Here is a 16,856-nt window from a genome sequence, read left to right on the forward strand (position 1 = left end):
TTAGACCAAAGTCTCAGCTTGGTAAAACTTCGTCACAAAACGTGACCGTTTGATTTACTGTTGGCACCTGTCCAGACGGGCCTCTACGGCCTTGAAGACCACAACAAACATAAAAATCGAGGTACTCCCGTGGCTGCTGATATCGAAGATACCCGCTCCGCCCGCTTTGCCCTGCGCTGTTCAAGTTTTGCCGAGCGCTGGTTTCCCGATTCCTGGGTATTCGCCGCGCTGGCGGTGATTATCGTCGCTGTGGCCACGCTATTCATGGGCGCCAAGCCCACCGACGCGGCCATGGCCTTCGGTGACGGGTTCTGGAGCCTGATCCCGTTCACCATGCAGATGGCGTTCGTGGTGATTGGCGGTTATGTGGTCGCCAGCTCGCCCCCTGCCGTGAAGCTGATCGACCGCCTGGCGCGAATCCCGAAAAATGGCCGTTCCGCCGTGGCGTGGGTGGCACTGATTTCCATGGTCGCGTCGCTGCTGAACTGGGGCTTGTCGCTGGTATTCGGCGGCTTGCTGGTGCGTGCCCTCGCCCGCCGCGTCGACCTGAAAATGGATTACCGCGCGGCCGGCGCCGCTGCGTACTTGGGCCTTGGCGCGGTGTGGGCCCTGGGGCTGTCATCGTCCGCTGCGCAATTGCAGGCCAACCCGGCCAGCCTGCCGCCGTCGATTCTGTCGATCACCGGGGTGATTCCTTTCACCCAGACGATCTTTCTCTGGCAGTCCGGGGTGATGTTGCTGGCGCTGATCGTGATTTCGCTGATCATTGCCTACGCCACCGCACCCGGCCCGAACTCGGCCCGTGATGCCAAAGCCTGCGGCATCGACCCGAGCTTCAACCTGCCGCCGTTGCAACCGCGCACTCGTCCCGGCGAATGGCTGGAACACAGCCCGCTGCTGACGATTCTGCTGGTGCTGCTGGCGGCCGGGTGGCTGTTCCACGAGTTCTCGACCAAACCGGCGATCAGTGCGATTTCCGGGCTGAACACCTACAACTTCCTGTTCATCATGCTCGGCGCCCTGCTGCACTGGCGCCCGCGCAGCTTCCTCGATGCGGTGTCCCGCGCGGTGCCGACCACCACCGGCGTGCTGATCCAGTTTCCGTTGTACGGCTCGATCGCGGCGCTGATGACCACGGTAAAAGGCACTGACGCTCAGACCCTGGCGCACCACATCTCGACCTTTTTCGTGCAAATCGCCTCCCACGACACCTACGCGCTGCTGATGGGCGTGTACTCGGCGATACTCGGTTTCTTCATTCCGTCGGGCGGCGGCAAGTGGATCATCGAAGCGCCGTACGTAATGCAGGTGGCCACCGACCTGAACTACCACCTGGGCTGGGCCGTGCAGATCTACAACGCCGCCGAAGCCCTGCCGAACCTGATCAACCCGTTCTACATGCTGCCGTTGCTGGGCGTGCTGGGGTTGAAGGCGCGGGACTTGATCGGGTTTTCGTTCGTGCAGCTGCTGGTGCACACGCCACTGGTGCTGTTTCTGCTGTGGGCGTTGGGGACGACGCTGACGTATACGGCGCCAGTGATGCCGTAACGCAAAAAGGGGCCGATATTTCTATCGGCCCCACTTCTCGTTCAGTCCCTTCTGTTTCAGTATGTCTTCGCCCGTTTCGGGGTCCCACACGCTGAAAAGGATCTGAGCATGTTCAAACTCGCAGGACTCACTCTCGCCGCCCTCACCCTGAGTGCCGTCGCCCATGCCGATGCCGATCTGAAGCTGGGCAGCACCGAGCGCGTCACCCGGCTGTTCGCCTACCCCAACAACTGCAACGTGATCTGCTTCCGCAACTGGACGCTGGAGCAAACCGTCGAGCATTACCTGACGCAAAGCGTGCAGCGCGATGGTTACAGCGATGCGAAGGTGCAGGTCAAAACCGATAACGATCAGCTCTATGCCGCCATCACCGGGGTGCCCCGGGGCTATGAAAAGCCGTTGGCGGCGCTGCTCGATGCGGGCGATCTGGCCTACACCGGCGCCAGCAAGCTGAATGCCGACGGCAAGTGGGCGTATAGCTGGTATCTGTTCCTGCCGCTGGGCATGGCGCTGGAGAACCGCAGAAGCGTCGAGTTGCTGCACTTCCCGCCGGATCACTCCCTGACTCAGGCCCAGGACTATCTGGAGTCCAAGACCACCGATCGCTGGGCCACGCTGCTGACGGTCAACGGGATCCCGGCCGACAAGACGCCGGCGTTCCAGACTATCATCGACATCGCGCCGATCGCCGCGCCATCCAACGCGGGCAAGGATCTGGAAGGTGTCTACGACTACTTCAAGGACTACCAGACCACCATGGTCAAGGAAGTCAGCCAGAACGCCAGCGGCACCGCGCTGCCGATGGTCGCTTTCGGCGCGCCGGTGCGTAACTGGATCAAGCAGCAATACGGGCCGACCGTGAACGTGCTGGGCCTGGTCAGCATCAGTCCGAAAGAGGGGGTCAAAGTGCCGGTGCTGGGTTCCAACCACCCGAGCTACATCTGGTACGCCGCCGACCCGGACAGCTATACCGGCAAAGATGCCCAGGCCCAGGCCGACGCGGCGGGCCTGAAAGTCATGGGCCAGGACTTGAGTGCCGCGTGCTGGCAGGCCGCCATGGGCCGCGACCTGGACAGCAATCCCGACATTGAACTGAGAAGTTGCACCCAGACCTGGCAAGTGGCCCAGGCAGAAAAAACCTGCGAGCTGTTCTACACCTCGATCCGCAACCTGACGCCCGGGCAAGCCGCGGCCAAGTGCGCCACGACTCCGATCAAGGCTCAACTCAAACAGCTCAAGGTCCCGGCGCCTGCGACCGCGGTGCCTGCTCCGCATCTGTAAAAAGCTGAACAGCGTTCCTGCGTGAGCCTTGGCTGACGTGGGAGCGCGCGTTTTTCTTCTGTCAGTTGTGACAGTAGACCGGTGGTTTCTTTTGCGAGAGTCTTGAGGCAGACCCATGTGCTGCAGGGCTGACAGGATGTCAGCTGGCGGAAGTCGCAGCGCCCTGCCGACAAGGATTGTTATGAGAGCCTGCACCGATCAAGGAGCCCCACCGCCATCCGGTGGGATCTACCCCTTTGCAGAGTTACCCCTTCGCCTTGGATTCCCCTCCACGGATGACTTCGAAACCATCACCAACGCTCGAGGGGAGGCAATCGCTGTAGCAGCCTTGCGCGAATTCCCACGCCTGAGCCGGATGTGCCGGGTTTCCGGTCATCTGCTGCCCTATCGCTGCCGATATACCCGACAACTGGCGCCGGGCATTCATGTCTACGATCCGCGCTTCTGCGGCCTGCTGAACCACGCCTGCGACCCCAATGTCTTTCTCGACATGAGCGAGCTGTGGTTATGGGCGCTGAAAGACATCAAAAAGGGCGATCGACTGATGATTGATCTCGCCGCGACGGAAGACAAATTGCAGCGGCAGTTCGCCTGCCGCTGCGGTTGTCCTGGCTGCCGGGGCTGGATCACCGGCTACGACGAGTTGCCGAATGCCAATGGCCAGCTGTTTTTACAGAAGCGCCGCCGACGCAGCCCGGCCTGAGGGTTTTATTGCGCCTCGACCGGGCGCAGACGGTACTGTGGCGGTAACTGTTCGAAACCGCTGATGCTGGCGTTCAGGCTCTTCCACCGGCCATCCTTGATGCCGTAGATGCAGCCGTGAATCGACAACTTCTGCCCACGATGCCAGGCGTTTTGCACAATGGTGGTGTGCCCGACGTTGGCCACTTGCTGGATCACATTGAGTTCGCAGAGGCGGTCGACCCGCTCTTCTTCCGTCGGCAACAGGGCCAGTTCCTCGCGTTTTTCGTAGTAGAGGTCGCGAATCGAGCGCAACCAGCCGTCGATCAGGCCCAGCTGACGGTCCTGCATCGAAGCACGCACGCCGCCGCAGCCATAGTGGCCGGTGACCAGGATGTGTTTGACCTTGAGCACGTCAACCGCGTACTGAATCACCGACAGGCAGTTGAGGTCGGTGTGCAGTACCACGTTCGCCACATTGCGGTGGACGAACAGGTCGCCGGGCAGCATGCCAACAATCTCGTTCGCCGGCACGCGGGCGTCCGAGCAGCCGATCCAGAGGAATTCCGGCGTTTGCTGACGGGCCAGTTTGGCGAAGAAATCAGGATCTTCTTTGGTGATCGCGTCAGCCCAACGCTCGTTGTTATCAATCAGATCTTGTAATTCGTTCATGCAATGAAGCCTCGAGAATGATGCGCTGCTTTGACAGACAACCGTCCGTCGGGGTCACGCGCGAGATGCAGATTGCCGCTGATGCATATTACCTGCACTCCATGCCGGTGGAATTCTGAGGAGCCCAGTGGGTCCACCGTAGTAAGGCCCACAGTATGAGGAATTGCCATGACTGATTCACGACGTCCGTACGATGCGGCGCAGCCCGAGCCCATCGACGACAACGAAGACCGCATGGGTTCGATGCATGAGCTGGATTTCGACGAGGAAGAACCCAGTGCCAAAATCGGCGATGAATTGCCGGATAAAGAGCGCGAACAACTCATGCCACGGGAGCGTGTACGTGAAGCCGGCATGACCGGCGCCTCCACCGCTGACCATGAATCCACCGATGACGACATGAGCCCGGAGACGTTGATCCGTGAAGACGGTGCGCGGGATGCCCATGAGGCAGGTGAAGGTGGCCAGGCCGACTGGGATTTGAGCATTGTCGATGAAGATGACATCGGCGGGGGCAATGGTCTGGATGAAGAGGAACTGGCGCGGCGGGATCCGATGGATGGGAATCGTTGATCTATCTGGCTGAGCGGATTTCCGTGTAGGAGCTGCCTTCGGCAGCTCCTAAAGGGGTTCAGTCAACCAGCGTGCAGGCCATGACCACGGCATCTTCACGCCCACCAACCGCCGGATAATAATCCCGACGCCGGCCAATCTCGTTAAACCCATACCGCTCATACAACCGAAACGCCGACCGATTGCTGTCGCGCACTTCCAGAAAACATTCCCGCGCCTCAGCCTTATAGGCGATCGACATCAGGTGCTCCAGCAGCGTCAAACCCAACCCGCGCCCCTGGTTTTCCGGTTTGACCGTGATGTTCAGCAGATGGGCTTCATCCAGAATAATCTGCACCACGCCGTGCCCGACCTGCTGCGAGCCTTCAAACATCAGCCAGATCTGGTACTTGCCCAGCCCATCGAGAAAAATCCCGCGCGTCCACGGATGGCTGTACGCCGCGTATTCGATTTTCAGTACAGCGTCCAGGTCCGCCTCGGTCATCGGGCGAAACGATACAGCGTCACTCATTCGATTCTTTCCAGCGCGCCATCAGCCGACGCATGGCTTGCCAGACATCAGCCTTACGCTGTGGCTCTTCCATTAATAATTCCAGGCCCGGCAGGGCCCAGACCGTGCCCAGGCCGTCGACCTGGAGTTCACGATTGAAGGATTCGGCATTCGCCTCACCGGCGAAACGCACCGCCGGCAGGCCAATCAGCCACACGCAGACGCATGGAGCATCCTCCAGCCGGGCCGACAGAAAACCTTGCACGAAGTCGCGGGCCGCTTCCGGGCCCTGGTCCATCGTGCCCCGGGCCAGCAGCGGCCAGCGCACCGGCTCGCCGACGATCTGCGGGCTGTCCGGCAGACCGGCGGCACGCAACATGTCCTTGAGCAGCAGATACGCGGGATCGCGAGTCTGGAACGTTTCGCCTGTGGGTAACTCCACCAGCAGCAGGCAGCGACCAGCGCGCAACAATTGCAGGGCGAAACGCGGTGGCGGCACCACCGGAGCCTTGACCGCGACCGGCACTTCCTCTTCTTCAACCTTGGCGTTGGTGCGCGTACTGGCCAAAGATGGCCGGGGCACCTCGACCTTCACCCGTTCGGCCGGTTTGACCACAGGTTCCACGGGCGCATCGACCACGGGAGCCAGCGTCACCGGTGCGATGACCAATGGCTCGGGCATCTCCAGCAGCTCGGGCCGCGAAGGCGCGGCAAAGGGCAATTCGGTGCGCGGCAGCCAGTTGACCACCTGCATGGCGGTCAAATAAGCGCGGCGACGGGACTCGATTAGCAAAGGTCGGCCACTTGTGGATAACTGAAAGTGCGCTGATTCTACCGCCCTTCACTCAAGATCGCCCACGCTTGATCGATAGAAAACCTACAGTCTGTCCCGAGAGTGAATCGCATCGCCTGCGATGCAGTACAATCGCGGCTTTTAATCGCCAACCAGCCGGCCATTCCGATGATCGAACCCAAGCGCGTCTTGCGCGCCCTCGCTGAACACTGGGCACTTCTGGAGCCACTGTGCGAGCACTTCGACCAAGGCACACTGAGCCTCAACGAACTGCGCACGCAACTGGCCGCCCAGCAACTCGACAGTACGCCGCAGGACATCACCAGCCTGCTGGACGTGTGGATCCGCCTCGACATTCTGGTTCCCGTGGCGAAAAGCCCGAACCGTTTCGAACTCAATGCGCAGATCCACGACTTCCTCGCCTACCTGCGCCGTGAACACCGTCTGGGCCTGTGCCTGGAAATCGAAGCCTATCTGCGCCACCTCGAACGCCTGGCCGGTTACATCCAGGACGCTTTCGACATCCGCGACGGCCACGACCTGGCGCGTCAGTTGCGCCTGCTCGACATGCGCGTGCGAGACGTATTGAAGAAACTCGCCAACGACGAACAGGCCCTGGTGGCGGTTGCCGAACGCGCCAAGACCAGTGACCGGCAGATTCCGCTGCGTCAGCGTTACGCTGAAGTACTGGCGACCTGGGACGAATACGTCGAGCCGATGATTCAGTTGGTGAATGCCGATGGCGCCTTCGAGCAAGGCGTGCGCAAGGTCGAAAATGTCCTGCTGAAGATGCTCACCGAGCAGCAACGCCTCGGCCATCTGGTCGACGATGACATGCTGCTGCGCACCCACGCGCGCATCCTCGAAATGCAGACCAGCGCCCAATTGACCCTGCGTCATGCCCGCGAACTGCTGCTGCCGCTGCGTGAAGAAGCCCGTCGGCACAACGCCGTGACCCGTGGCGCGGCACTGGCCTTGTCGGCCATTCGTCGCAAAGGCATCGATGCGGTGCCGCAAGCGGCAATGCCGATGTTCACTCGGCCGCAAAGCACGTTCCTCGGCAGCGCCAGTCAGGTTGAAGCCTACGTGTATGCGCTGGCCCGTTTCGAGCCAAAACCGGCCCGTTTCCCCAAGGCCCACAAAACGCAGAAAGGCGAAGCGCCGCGCGCGCCACGCACGGTTCGGGAAATGCTCGAACGCTGCGAAGACGCCCTGCCGATGCCGGACCTGATGACCTGGCTGCTGGAGCAGGAACCGGACGGCGCCACCGACGAATTGCTGTACTGGTTCTCGCGCCTCTCGCGGGAAAAACGCTTCAAACGCGAGCGTCTGGAACGCCGCGATTACCACACTCACGAGCACCAGGTCAGCCTGCGCTCCTTCGCCCTGCTCTCGGCCCGCGATGACGCCACCGAGAATTCTGCGAGCACTCCACATGCATCTTGATCTATCCGAACTGTCCCAGCTGGCGCCGATCTTTCGCGAGCTGTTCAAGGGCTACCACGTCAGCCGCCGCGATCCGGAGCTGTACGCACAACTGTCGAACTTCCAGGACCAGTACCGCACGCTGTTCAAAGCGCTAGGCTTTGAACTGGTCTGCGACACCCGGGGTTTCTACTACTTCGTGCCGGACCTCGCCGCCGCTGCGGTGAACAAGACTGCGCAGCGTCTGGCGCTGTTCACCTTCATCCTCGTCGAGCACCTGGCGGATCAGGGTCGCGACCCGATTGCCGTGCTCGACGGTGGCAGCCTCGGTCGCGACGAGTTGCCCTCGCTACTGGAAAAGTACCGCGACCTGTTCATCCAGGCCGAAGTACAGACCGTCGAAGAACTCGAAGAAAAAATCATGCGCCGCATGACTCAGCTCGGTTTCGCCAGCGAAGAAAACGGCGTCTACCGGTTCCTGCCGCCGATGCACCGCTTCCTCGACGTTTGCCTGTCGGTCCAGCAGGACCGCGACCTGGCGGCCAGCCTGCACAGCGTACTGCCGCTGCCAGTCCCGGTTTTGATTGACGACGACAGCGACGAAAAGCTGCTGGAAACCGATGATCCGCTGGACCTCAGTGACTTCGAAGAAGAAAGCGAAGAAGACGCCATGGCCCGCGCCATTGCCGAAGAACAGGAGACCGACGCATGAGCAAGGAACGCTACGGCATTCGCCGCTTTGCCCTTTTGAACACCGCCGGTTACAGCCTCGGCCTGTTCCCGCTGGAAGAACCGCTGTCGGTCTACGGCGCGAACAACCTCGGTAAATCCGCGTCGATCAACGCGTTGCAGTTCCCGATTCTGGCGCGCATGTCGGACATGAGTTTCGGCAAGTACAGCCTGGAGCAATCCCGTCGCTTCTACTTCGCCTCGGACACCAGCTACATCCTGGTGGAAGTCTCGCTGCCCCACGGTCCGCACGTGATCGGCGTGGTCGGACGCGGCCCAGGCGGTGGTTTCGGTCACCAGTTCTTTGCCTACGCCGGCAAACTGGACCTGGCGCATTACCAGAAAAACGACACCTGCCTGCGCCAGAAAGAGCTGTTCACCAACCTTGAGCGCGAGGGCCTGAAAGCCTACGAACTCAAGCCGGATGAACTGCGTCGCTTGCTGGTCGGTGGCCACACGTCGATCCCGCTGGACTTGACCCTGATCCCGCTGCGCTCCACCAGCGAACAGAGCCTGAAGACCTTCCGCGCATTGTTCATCAACCTGCTGCACATGCGTGAAATCACCGCCGCCAAGCTCAAGCAATTGTTCCTCGATGCCTTCGAACACAGCCTGCGTTCCGGCAGCGTCGATTACATCGCCGCGTGCGAAGAAGCGTTCCGTGATGTACGACGCATGGAGCAGGACTACAACTCGCTGGTCACCGCCGGCCCGTTGGTTGAAGCGCTCGCGGCAGGCGTGACCCAGCGCAATATCCTGCGCGGCAAGCTGCACCGGATCTCGCCGCTGCTCGACTCGCTGCTCGGCACCTGGTCGGACTACGCCAGTGCGCGCAAGGAAGAGCTGACGATTCAGGCCGAGCATTACCGCAACGAGCAGGACGCGCTGCAAAACGATCAGCGTGGCGGCACTCAGGAACTGATGCGCCTGGAGCGGGAAATCACCGGCATCCAGCGCTGGCTCGGCGAACTCTCGGCGCTGAAGAATCGCTTCGCGCTGGTCGATGACGTCAAGGTGCTCGAACAGCAACTGCTCGCGGCCAAAGACGCTCACGATGAACTGGCCGGCGCATTGGCGCAGTCGCGGCAGTTCTCCGCCGAAGACCTGGAAGAACGTCTGCGGGATCTGGAAAAACGCCTGAAGTCGGTCAAGCAGCAACTCGATCATGCCGACAACAACAGCTACGCCCGCCTGCGCGAAGAGTTCTCGCAACAGGACGTCGAGCGCCTGATGCGTCTGTTCAACAGCGCGCTGTTCAGCCTGCCGTTGGGTGAGCATGGCATCACGCTGGACGAGGACGGTCAGTGGGTCAAATCCCTGGAGCTGATCCTCGACGGCTTCAAAGGCGAGCGTTTCGAAGTCCCAGGTCTGGCCATCGACATCTCGCACATTGAGCCGCCAGCCCTGCAAGCCTTGGCCGACCGCGCCGCATTGCGCGATCAGAAAGACCGCCTGGAGAAAGAACTCAAGCAACTGAAAACCCAGGCTGCCGTGGTCGCCGACCGCGCGGCGAGCAAGACCCAGACCGAAGCGCTCTACCAGCAAGTGCTGGATGCGCAGAAAGCCCTGGAAGATTTCCGTCGCTCGCAAACCCTGAGCGCCGAAGAAGGCGACAAGCTTGAGCAGCTGGCACAGATGGAAGCGGCGCAGGACGAGTTGAAGCGTTCCAGCGATGCCTTCACCGAACGCGTCCAGCAACTGTCGGCCAAGCTGCAACTGGTCGGCCGGCAGATCGGCGACATGGAAGCCAAGCAGCGCACGCTCGACGATGCCCTGCGCCGCCGTCAGCTGTTGCCGGCAGACTTGCCGTTCGGCACGCCGTTCATGGACCCGATCGACGATTCCATGGACAACTTGCTGCCACTGCTCAATGACTATCAGGACAGCTGGCAGGGTTTGCTGCGCAGCGATGGCCAGATCGACGCGCTGTACGCTCAGGTGCGCCTCAAGGGCGTGGCCAAGTTCGACAGCGAAGACGATATGGAGCGTCGCCTGCAACTGCTGATCAATGCGTATGCACACCGCACCGACGAAGCCCTGACCCTCGGCAAGGCTCGGCGCGCGGCGGTCACCGACATCGCCCGGACCCTGCGTAACATCCGCAGCGACTACGACAGCCTCGAGCATCAACTGGCGCTGTTCAACCGCGAGATCAACAAGCGTCAGGTGTCCAACCTGCAGAGCTTCCGCATCGTGCTCGCGCCGAACAAGGAAGCGTTGAAGCACATCGACCAGATCATCCACAGTGCTGGCCAATACGAGGAAGGCGAAACCCTTTCCGTGTTCGACCTGAGCCAAAGCGCCGATCAGGACAACAAGAACGAAGAAGCCAAGGAGTATCTGGCGCGGCTGGTGGCGGCGAACCACAACCAGCTGGGCCTCAAGGACTTGTTCGAACTGGCGTTCGAAATCACCAAGGTCAACGGCCAACCGGTTATCCACACCGACATCGACGGCGCTGCCTCCAACGGCACCACGATGACCATCAAGGCGCTGACCAACATGTACTTGTTGCTGCACTTGATGGACCGCGACCAGGCCGGCCGCGTACGTCTGCCGTACTACCTCGACGAGGCGGCGGACATCGACGAGAAGAACCAGGCAGCGCTGCTGGAAACCAGCCTGCAATTGGGCTTTGTGCCGATTCTGGCCAGTGTGAAGCCACAGGTTTGCGCCAGTGTCGCCATCGACCTGGAAGGCGGGAGCGGGCCGAACGGAATCTACATTGATGAGGCGGACTGGAAGTACATCCGTCGTCACGATGAGGTGAAAGCTGCCGTCAACGTTGAAGCGGACGAGCCGGAGCTGGATGCGGTCTGATTTGCGTTAGTCGAAGGCAATAAAAAGGCCGCGATCCAGATGGATCGCGGCCTTTTTTTTGGCGTGGGATTTGTAGTGAGCGTTAGGGCCTCTTCGCGGGCAAGCCTCGCTCCTACAAGAGCCGATGTTGGTAAAGCCATCCCTGTAGGAGCGAGGCTTGCCCGCGAAGGCGTCCGTACAGACGCCCAATCTGGTTCCTGCTATTTGCCGAGGGAAATCTTCGGCGCCCAGGTCAGCCACTCATCTTCAAACTTGTCGAACAAAGGAAACGTCTGCTCAGGCCGTGCCGGGCTGCCCATGCGGTCACCGTCCGGGGTAGCGAAGGCGATGCCGCCCTGAATCAACGTCTCCAGCGATTCGGTCCTGACCGTTGCGCCCTTGAACAAGCCGTAGTCGAAACCGAAACCGCTGGTGTTCCAGAAACGTGTCCCGCTACGCACCAATGGCGCGTACTTAGGCTCGATCAGGATGTGCACCAGAACGCGGTCAGCGGTCTGGCCCAGTTCATAGCCCGTCACTTTGCCGACGGTGACCTCGCGATACGTCACTGGTACACCGGTTTTCAACGAGCCACGGCGAGCCGCGCTCAGGACCAGGCTTAAACCGGGTTCCTGTTTCGCGGTTTCCGGCGGATTGACCAGCGCTACGAAGTTCTTCTGCGGCCCCAGGTTTTTCGCGGCCGGCTGCACTTCGATGTATTGGCCAGTCACCAGGGTTTCGAGGTTCGAGGTCTTGATCAGACCCAACTCCGGTTTGACCACCCAGAATTGACTACCGACACGGGCAATACGCTCCGGCACTTCGGTGATCCGCGCAGTCAGCAGCACCGATTGCAGGTCATCGCTGAGGTCGACGTCTTCGATCTTGCCGACATCCAGGCCTTTGAATCTCACAGGCGTGCCGCTGCGCAAACCATCGGCACGATCGACCTTGATCGTGACCACAGTGCCTTTCTGATTGGCTTCGTCATGGCTGGCGAACAGACGGAAACGTGGAATGCGTTTTTGCAACGGCGCTTTGGCTTGCGGGGTTTCGAAGGCGATACCGCCGGCCATCAGGCTTTGCAGCGACTCACTTTTGACCTGGATTCCACCGGTCAGTCCACCCGTAAGCGTAATACCACTGGCGTTCCAGAAACGGGTCGAGGCGTTGACCAACCCTTCGTATTCCTTCTCGATGTGGACACCGATCACCAACTGCTTTTTGGTGCGCGAGAACTGATAGCTCTGGACCGAGCCGACCTTGACCTGCTTGTAGAGAATCGGGCTGCCGACTTCCAGCGAACCCAGGTTCTCGGTGAACAACACCAGGTGCAGGCCCGGCGCCCGCAAGTCGAGCGGCGGTGCTTTAGGCCTCGCCACAAATTCGCGCTGCGGTGCGGCACCCTTGTCTCCAGGACGCACGGCAATATAGTTACCTTTGACCAGTGCTTCGAGACCGGTAATGCCCGCGAGTGAAATCGAGGGTTTGACCACCCAGAACTGGGTGCCATCAACGAGGTAATCCTCGGCCAGCGGATCAAGGGTCAATTCCGCAGTGGCACTGGACAGATCAGGATCGATCTTGAGCGCTTTCAGCGTGCCGACCTGAATGCCTTTGTACATCACCGGCGTCCGGCCAGCCTGCATGCCTTCGAAGTCGCTCAGTTTGACCTTGACCCGGATACCGGCGGCGGCTGCATCGAAATCTTCGTAGAGACGGAATGGGAGGCTCGGATCCGTGGGCGGGCTGTCCTTGCGGTTCTCCGGGGTGGCGAACGCGATACCGCCGGCGACGATGCTGGCCAGGGATTCGCTGCGCACTTTCACACCGGACAGGTTAGCGTCGATGCTGATGCCGCTGGCGTTCCAGAAACGTGTGTGTTTACGCACCAGCTTGGCGTAGGTAGGCTCGATGAACACCTTGAGCTCAACGGTACTTTGGTCTTCGGACAACAGGTAGCTTTTGATCTGGCCGACCCTGATCTGCTTGTAGAACACCGGACTGCCGCGGTTCAGCGAGCCGAGGCGATCAGCCTTGATGGTCAAGTGCAGGCCGGGCTGGGCGTCGGACAGCGGCGGCTCTTCGGCCAAAGCCTTGAACTTGCGCGTGGGCTCCCCTTCGCCCGGACTGACCGCGACATAGTTACCGGAGACCAGGGTTTCCAGCCCCGTGATACCGGCCAGGGTCACGCTCGGCTTGACGAGCCAAAAGCGTGTGCTGGTGCGCAGGTATTGCTCAACGTCCTTGTTCATCTCGATGGTGGCAATCACCCCTTTGGAGGCGCCTTCGTCGTCGAGCGTAAGGGTTTTCACCTTGCCGACCGACATGCCTTTGTAGACGACTTCAGTCTTGTTGGCCTGAATGCCTTCACCACTTTCGAAACGCACCTGAATCTCGATGCCGGTTTCGCTGTAGGCACGCCAGCCGAGCCAGCCGCCAATGATCAGGGCGATCAGGGGCAACACCCAAATGGCGGACCAGTTCGAGGCCGGTCGGGTTTTCGCTGTAGGCAAATCAGTCATGGTCGTCGTCCGACTCCGTGTTATCCCAAATCAGTCGGGGATCGAAAGTTACTGCGGCAAGCATCGTCAGTATCACCACCGTGGCGAAAGCGATGGCGCCAAGATTGGCTTCGACGCTGGCAAGCCGTCCAAAATTCACGACTGCCACGAGGATGGCAATCACAAAAATATCGAGCATCGACCAGCGGCCGATGAACTCGATAAAGCGGTACATCCAGATGCGTTGGCGTGCCGAAAGCGGTTGGCGGCGTTGCACCGAAAACAGCAGCAAAGCGATGCCCACGAGCTTGAATGTGGGGACCAGAATACTGGCGATGAAAACCACGGCAGCAATCGGAATCATGCCGTGTTGAACCAGCTGGATCACACCGGACATGATGGTGCTGGGATCACCCTGACCGAGAGAGCTGACCGTCATGATCGGCAGCACATTGGCCGGAATGTAGAGAATCGCCGCCGTGACCAGCAGCGCCCAGGTACGAACCAGGCTATTCGGTCGACGGGCATGAACCAGCGCACCGCAGCGGGTGCAGACTTGCTCGTCGGTGTCAGCGTCCTGTCTGTTCAACTCATGGCATTCGGTACAAATCAGAATGCCTGCATCAATCGCCCGCATGGGCATCCTCTCCTGATAAAGCCTGCCAGACCTGATGAGGCGACATCACAACCTCCAGCCAGACCTGAACCAACAACAATCCGATAAAACACGCCAGGCCGAGACCGACAGTGATTGCTGCCATATCTGCCAGTTTGACGATCGCCACCAGAACGCCCATGAGGTAAACCTCGAGCATTCCCCAATCTCGTAGATGGTGATAAATCCGATAAAGCAGCAAACCGTAACTACGGCCGATATCAAAACGAATACTTAACAGCACCGCCAACTGGCAGAGTAGCTTGAGGAGTGGAATTCCCATACTGCACAGAAAAACAATGATCGAAACACCTTGCATCCCGGTATCGAACAGGCCGACAACACCGGTCCAGACAGTGTCTTGTGACGACTGCCCGAGTAGATTGAGCTGCATGATGGGTAAAAAGTTCGCCGGGATGTACAACAACAGCGCGGCGATGACCAAGGCGAGACTGCGTTGCACAACATTGTGCCGATGCGCATAGAGCTCGTAGCCACAGCGCGGACACAGGGCTTTCTCGCCATGGGCGAGCTTGGGCTTACGCATCAGCAAGTCGCACTCATGGCAGGCCACCAAGTCGTCCAGCGGTAATTCTGACAGCCCGGAGGCGTCAACCGGATCTGGCATAAAGGCTCTGACTCCGAAAAAGTTGGACCTATTCTAGTGTCATGACTCGAAAATAACTGTGCAAATTTGTGCTGGTCCGGATCGTGCTTTTATTCCGGGCAAAACAAAACCCCAACTGCTTTCGCAATTGGGGTTTCGGAATTTAATCTTGACGATGACCTACTCTCACATGGGGAAACCCCACACTACCATCGGCGATGCATCGTTTCACTGCTGAGTTCGGGATGGGATCAGGTGGTTCCAACGCTCTATGGTCGTCAAGAAATTCGGTAGCCGGCTCGTTTTCTCTTGCGAGATCACGCTCCAGCGAATGGGTATGCGATAGTTTGTGTGTTTGTATCCGAACTTTCGGTTCGTTTCGTCTTCACACACCGCAATCTGGCCTCTCTCGAGTTCACAGATTGCTTGGGTGTTATATGGTCAAGCCTCACGGGCAATTAGTATTGGTTAGCTCAACGCCTCACAGCGCTTACACACCCAACCTATCAACGTCGTAGTCTTCGACGGCCCTTCAGGGGACTCAAGGTCCCAGTGAGATCTCATCTTGAGGCTAGTTTCCCGCTTAGATGCTTTCAGCGGTTATCTATTCCGAACATAGCTACCCGGCAATGCCACTGGCGTGACAACCGGAACACCAGAGGTTCGTCCACTCCGGTCCTCTCGTACTAGGAGCAGCCCCTCTCAAATCTCAAACGTCCACGGCAGATAGGGACCGAACTGTCTCACGACGTTCTAAACCCAGCTCGCGTACCACTTTAAATGGCGAACAGCCATACCCTTGGGACCGGCTTCAGCCCCAGGATGTGATGAGCCGACATCGAGGTGCCAAACACCGCCGTCGATATGAACTCTTGGGCGGTATCAGCCTGTTATCCCCGGAGTACCTTTTATCCGTTGAGCGATGGCCCTTCCATACAGAACCACCGGATCACTAAGACCTACTTTCGTACCTGCTCGACGTGTCTGTCTCGCAGTCAAGCGCGCTTTTGCCTTTATACTCTACGACCGATTTCCGACCGGTCTGAGCGCACCTTCGTACTCCTCCGTTACTCTTTAGGAGGAGACCGCCCCAGTCAAACTACCCACCATACACTGTCCTCGATCCGGATAACGGACCTGAGTTAGAACCTCAAAGTTGCCAGGGTGGTATTTCAAGGTTGGCTCCACGCGAACTGGCGTCCACGCTTCAAAGCCTCCCACCTATCCTACACAAGCAAATTCAAAGTCCAGTGCAAAGCTATAGTAAAGGTTCACGGGGTCTTTCCGTCTAGCCGCGGATACACTGCATCTTCACAGCGATTTCAATTTCACTGAGTCTCGGGTGGAGACAGCGCCGCCATCGTTACGCCATTCGTGCAGGTCGGAACTTACCCGACAAGGAATTTCGCTACCTTAGGACCGTTATAGTTACGGCCGCCGTTTACCGGGGCTTCGATCAAGAGCTTCGCGTTAGCTAACCCCATCAATTAACCTTCCGGCACCGGGCAGGCGTCACACCCTATACGTCCACTTTCGTGTTTGCAGAGTGCTGTGTTTTTAATAAACAGTCGCAGCGGCCTGGTATCTTCGACCGGCATGGGCTTACGCAGTAAATGCTTCACCCTCACCGGCGCACCTTCTCCCGAAGTTACGGTGCCATTTTGCCTAGTTCCTTCACCCGAGTTCTCTCAAGCGCCTTGGTATTCTCTACCCAACCACCTGTGTCGGTTTGGGGTACGGTTCCTGGTTACCTGAAGCTTAGAAGCTTTTCTTGGAAGCATGGCATCAACCACTTCGTCATCTAAAAGATAACTCGTCATCAGCTCTCGGCCTTAGAATCCCGGATTTACCTAAGATTCCAGCCTACCACCTTAAACTTGGACAACCAACGCCAAGCTGGCCTAGCCTTCTCCGTCCCTCCATCGCAATAACCAGAAGTACAGGAATATTAACCTGTTTTCCATCGACTACGCTTTTCAGCCTCGCCTTAGGGACCGACTAACCCTGCGTCGATTAACGTTGCGCAGGAAACCTTGGTCTTTCGGCGTGGGTGTTTTTCACACCCATTGTCGTTACTCATGTCAGCATTCGCACTTCTG

13 protein-coding genes and 2 rRNA genes (1 of these 15 running past the window's edge) are annotated in these 16,856 nt (G+C 59.3%); 7 read left to right on the top strand and 8 right to left on the bottom strand.

The annotated features are described in order from the left end of the window. Nucleotides 1-129: 129 nt before the first annotated feature. The 3 genes from J2Y86_RS13205 to J2Y86_RS13215 all read left to right on the top strand — a co-directional run bounded on the left by J2Y86_RS13205 (nucleotide 130) and on the right by J2Y86_RS13215 (nucleotide 3,532). Nucleotides 130-1,548, top strand: coding sequence for a short-chain fatty acid transporter (locus tag J2Y86_RS13205; protein ID WP_008037184.1), 1,419 nt, complete (start codon nucleotides 130-132; stop codon nucleotides 1,546-1,548). Nucleotides 1,549-1,656: 108 nt separating this feature from the next. Continuing rightward, entirely contained in the window at nucleotides 1,657-2,829 is a 1,173-nt protein-coding gene (locus J2Y86_RS13210; RefSeq protein ID WP_253431947.1) for a hypothetical protein, read from the top strand. Between the two features lie 181 nt (nucleotides 2,830-3,010). After that, the gene (locus J2Y86_RS13215) at nucleotides 3,011-3,532 is read left to right on the top strand and encodes a lysine methyltransferase (protein ID WP_253440269.1); all 522 of its coding nucleotides are present in this window, start codon (nucleotides 3,011-3,013) and stop codon (nucleotides 3,530-3,532) included. Between the two features lie 5 nt (nucleotides 3,533-3,537). Here the strand turns inward: J2Y86_RS13215 and can are convergent, their stop codons facing one another. Continuing rightward, nucleotides 3,538-4,182 (bottom strand): carbonate dehydratase, encoded by a 645-nt coding sequence (gene can / locus J2Y86_RS13220; protein ID WP_084323482.1) that lies wholly within the window; start codon nucleotides 4,180-4,182, stop codon nucleotides 3,538-3,540. A 168-nt stretch (nucleotides 4,183-4,350) separates the two neighbouring features. On the opposite strand from can, the gene J2Y86_RS13225 reads away from it, so the two are divergent. Then, complete coding sequence (locus J2Y86_RS13225; RefSeq protein WP_253431950.1) at nucleotides 4,351-4,755, top strand: serine kinase/phosphatase; 405 nt, start codon at nucleotides 4,351-4,353, stop codon at nucleotides 4,753-4,755. A gap of 58 nt (nucleotides 4,756-4,813) precedes the next feature. On the opposite strand, the gene rimI is transcribed toward J2Y86_RS13225, so the two are convergent. Then, nucleotides 4,814-5,266, bottom strand: a complete 453-nt coding sequence (gene rimI / locus J2Y86_RS13230) for a ribosomal protein S18-alanine N-acetyltransferase (RefSeq protein WP_214378714.1) — start codon at nucleotides 5,264-5,266, stop codon at nucleotides 4,814-4,816. Then, nucleotides 5,259-5,999, bottom strand: coding sequence for an energy transducer TonB (locus J2Y86_RS13235; RefSeq protein ID WP_253440272.1), 741 nt, complete (start codon nucleotides 5,997-5,999; stop codon nucleotides 5,259-5,261). Before J2Y86_RS13235 ends, rimI begins: the two co-directional genes overlap by 8 nt. 207 nt (nucleotides 6,000-6,206) lie before the next feature. Here J2Y86_RS13235 and mksB point away from each other — a divergent pair, with 207 nt between their 5' ends. From mksB to mksF, 3 genes are read left to right on the top strand one after another with little or no spacing between them, the layout of a single operon-like run. Then, on the top strand, nucleotides 6,207-7,484 hold the full coding sequence (gene mksB, locus J2Y86_RS13240; protein ID WP_253431953.1) for an Mks condensin complex protein MksB: 1,278 nt from the start codon (nucleotides 6,207-6,209) through the stop codon (nucleotides 7,482-7,484). Beyond that, nucleotides 7,474-8,175, top strand: coding sequence for an Mks condensin complex protein MksE (gene mksE, locus J2Y86_RS13245; protein WP_253431956.1), 702 nt, complete (start codon nucleotides 7,474-7,476; stop codon nucleotides 8,173-8,175). The genes mksB and mksE overlap by 11 nt, the downstream gene beginning before the upstream one ends. Next, nucleotides 8,172-11,012: an Mks condensin complex protein MksF gene (gene mksF / locus J2Y86_RS13250; RefSeq protein ID WP_253431959.1), complete on the top strand. Its 2,841-nt coding sequence runs from the start codon at nucleotides 8,172-8,174 to the stop codon at nucleotides 11,010-11,012. The genes mksE and mksF overlap by 4 nt, the downstream gene beginning before the upstream one ends. A gap of 200 nt (nucleotides 11,013-11,212) precedes the next feature. On the opposite strand, the gene J2Y86_RS13255 is transcribed toward mksF, so the two are convergent. The 5 genes from J2Y86_RS13255 to J2Y86_RS13275 all read right to left on the bottom strand — a co-directional run. Next, a complete protein-coding gene (locus tag J2Y86_RS13255; RefSeq protein ID WP_253431963.1) occupies nucleotides 11,213-13,516 on the bottom strand; it encodes an intermembrane transport protein PqiB in 2,304 nt (767 codons plus the stop codon). Continuing rightward, nucleotides 13,509-14,132 carry a paraquat-inducible protein A gene (locus tag J2Y86_RS13260; protein ID WP_253431966.1) on the bottom strand — a complete coding sequence of 208 codons (624 nt, stop codon included), beginning with the start codon at nucleotides 14,130-14,132 and terminating at the stop codon, nucleotides 13,509-13,511. The genes J2Y86_RS13255 and J2Y86_RS13260 overlap by 8 nt, the downstream gene beginning before the upstream one ends. After that, complete coding sequence (locus tag J2Y86_RS13265) at nucleotides 14,119-14,778, bottom strand: paraquat-inducible protein A (RefSeq protein WP_253431969.1); 660 nt, start codon at nucleotides 14,776-14,778, stop codon at nucleotides 14,119-14,121. Before J2Y86_RS13265 ends, J2Y86_RS13260 begins: the two co-directional genes overlap by 14 nt. A gap of 146 nt (nucleotides 14,779-14,924) precedes the next feature. Next, nucleotides 14,925-15,040 (bottom strand): 5S ribosomal RNA (gene rrf / locus J2Y86_RS13270). 154 nt (nucleotides 15,041-15,194) lie between these two features. Continuing rightward, a 23S ribosomal RNA gene (locus J2Y86_RS13275) occupies nucleotides 15,195-16,856 on the bottom strand; it runs 1,230 nt beyond the window's last position.

This window comes from Pseudomonas migulae, from assembly GCF_024169315.1.
Lineage (GTDB): Bacteria > Pseudomonadota > Gammaproteobacteria > Pseudomonadales > Pseudomonadaceae > Aquipseudomonas > Aquipseudomonas migulae_B.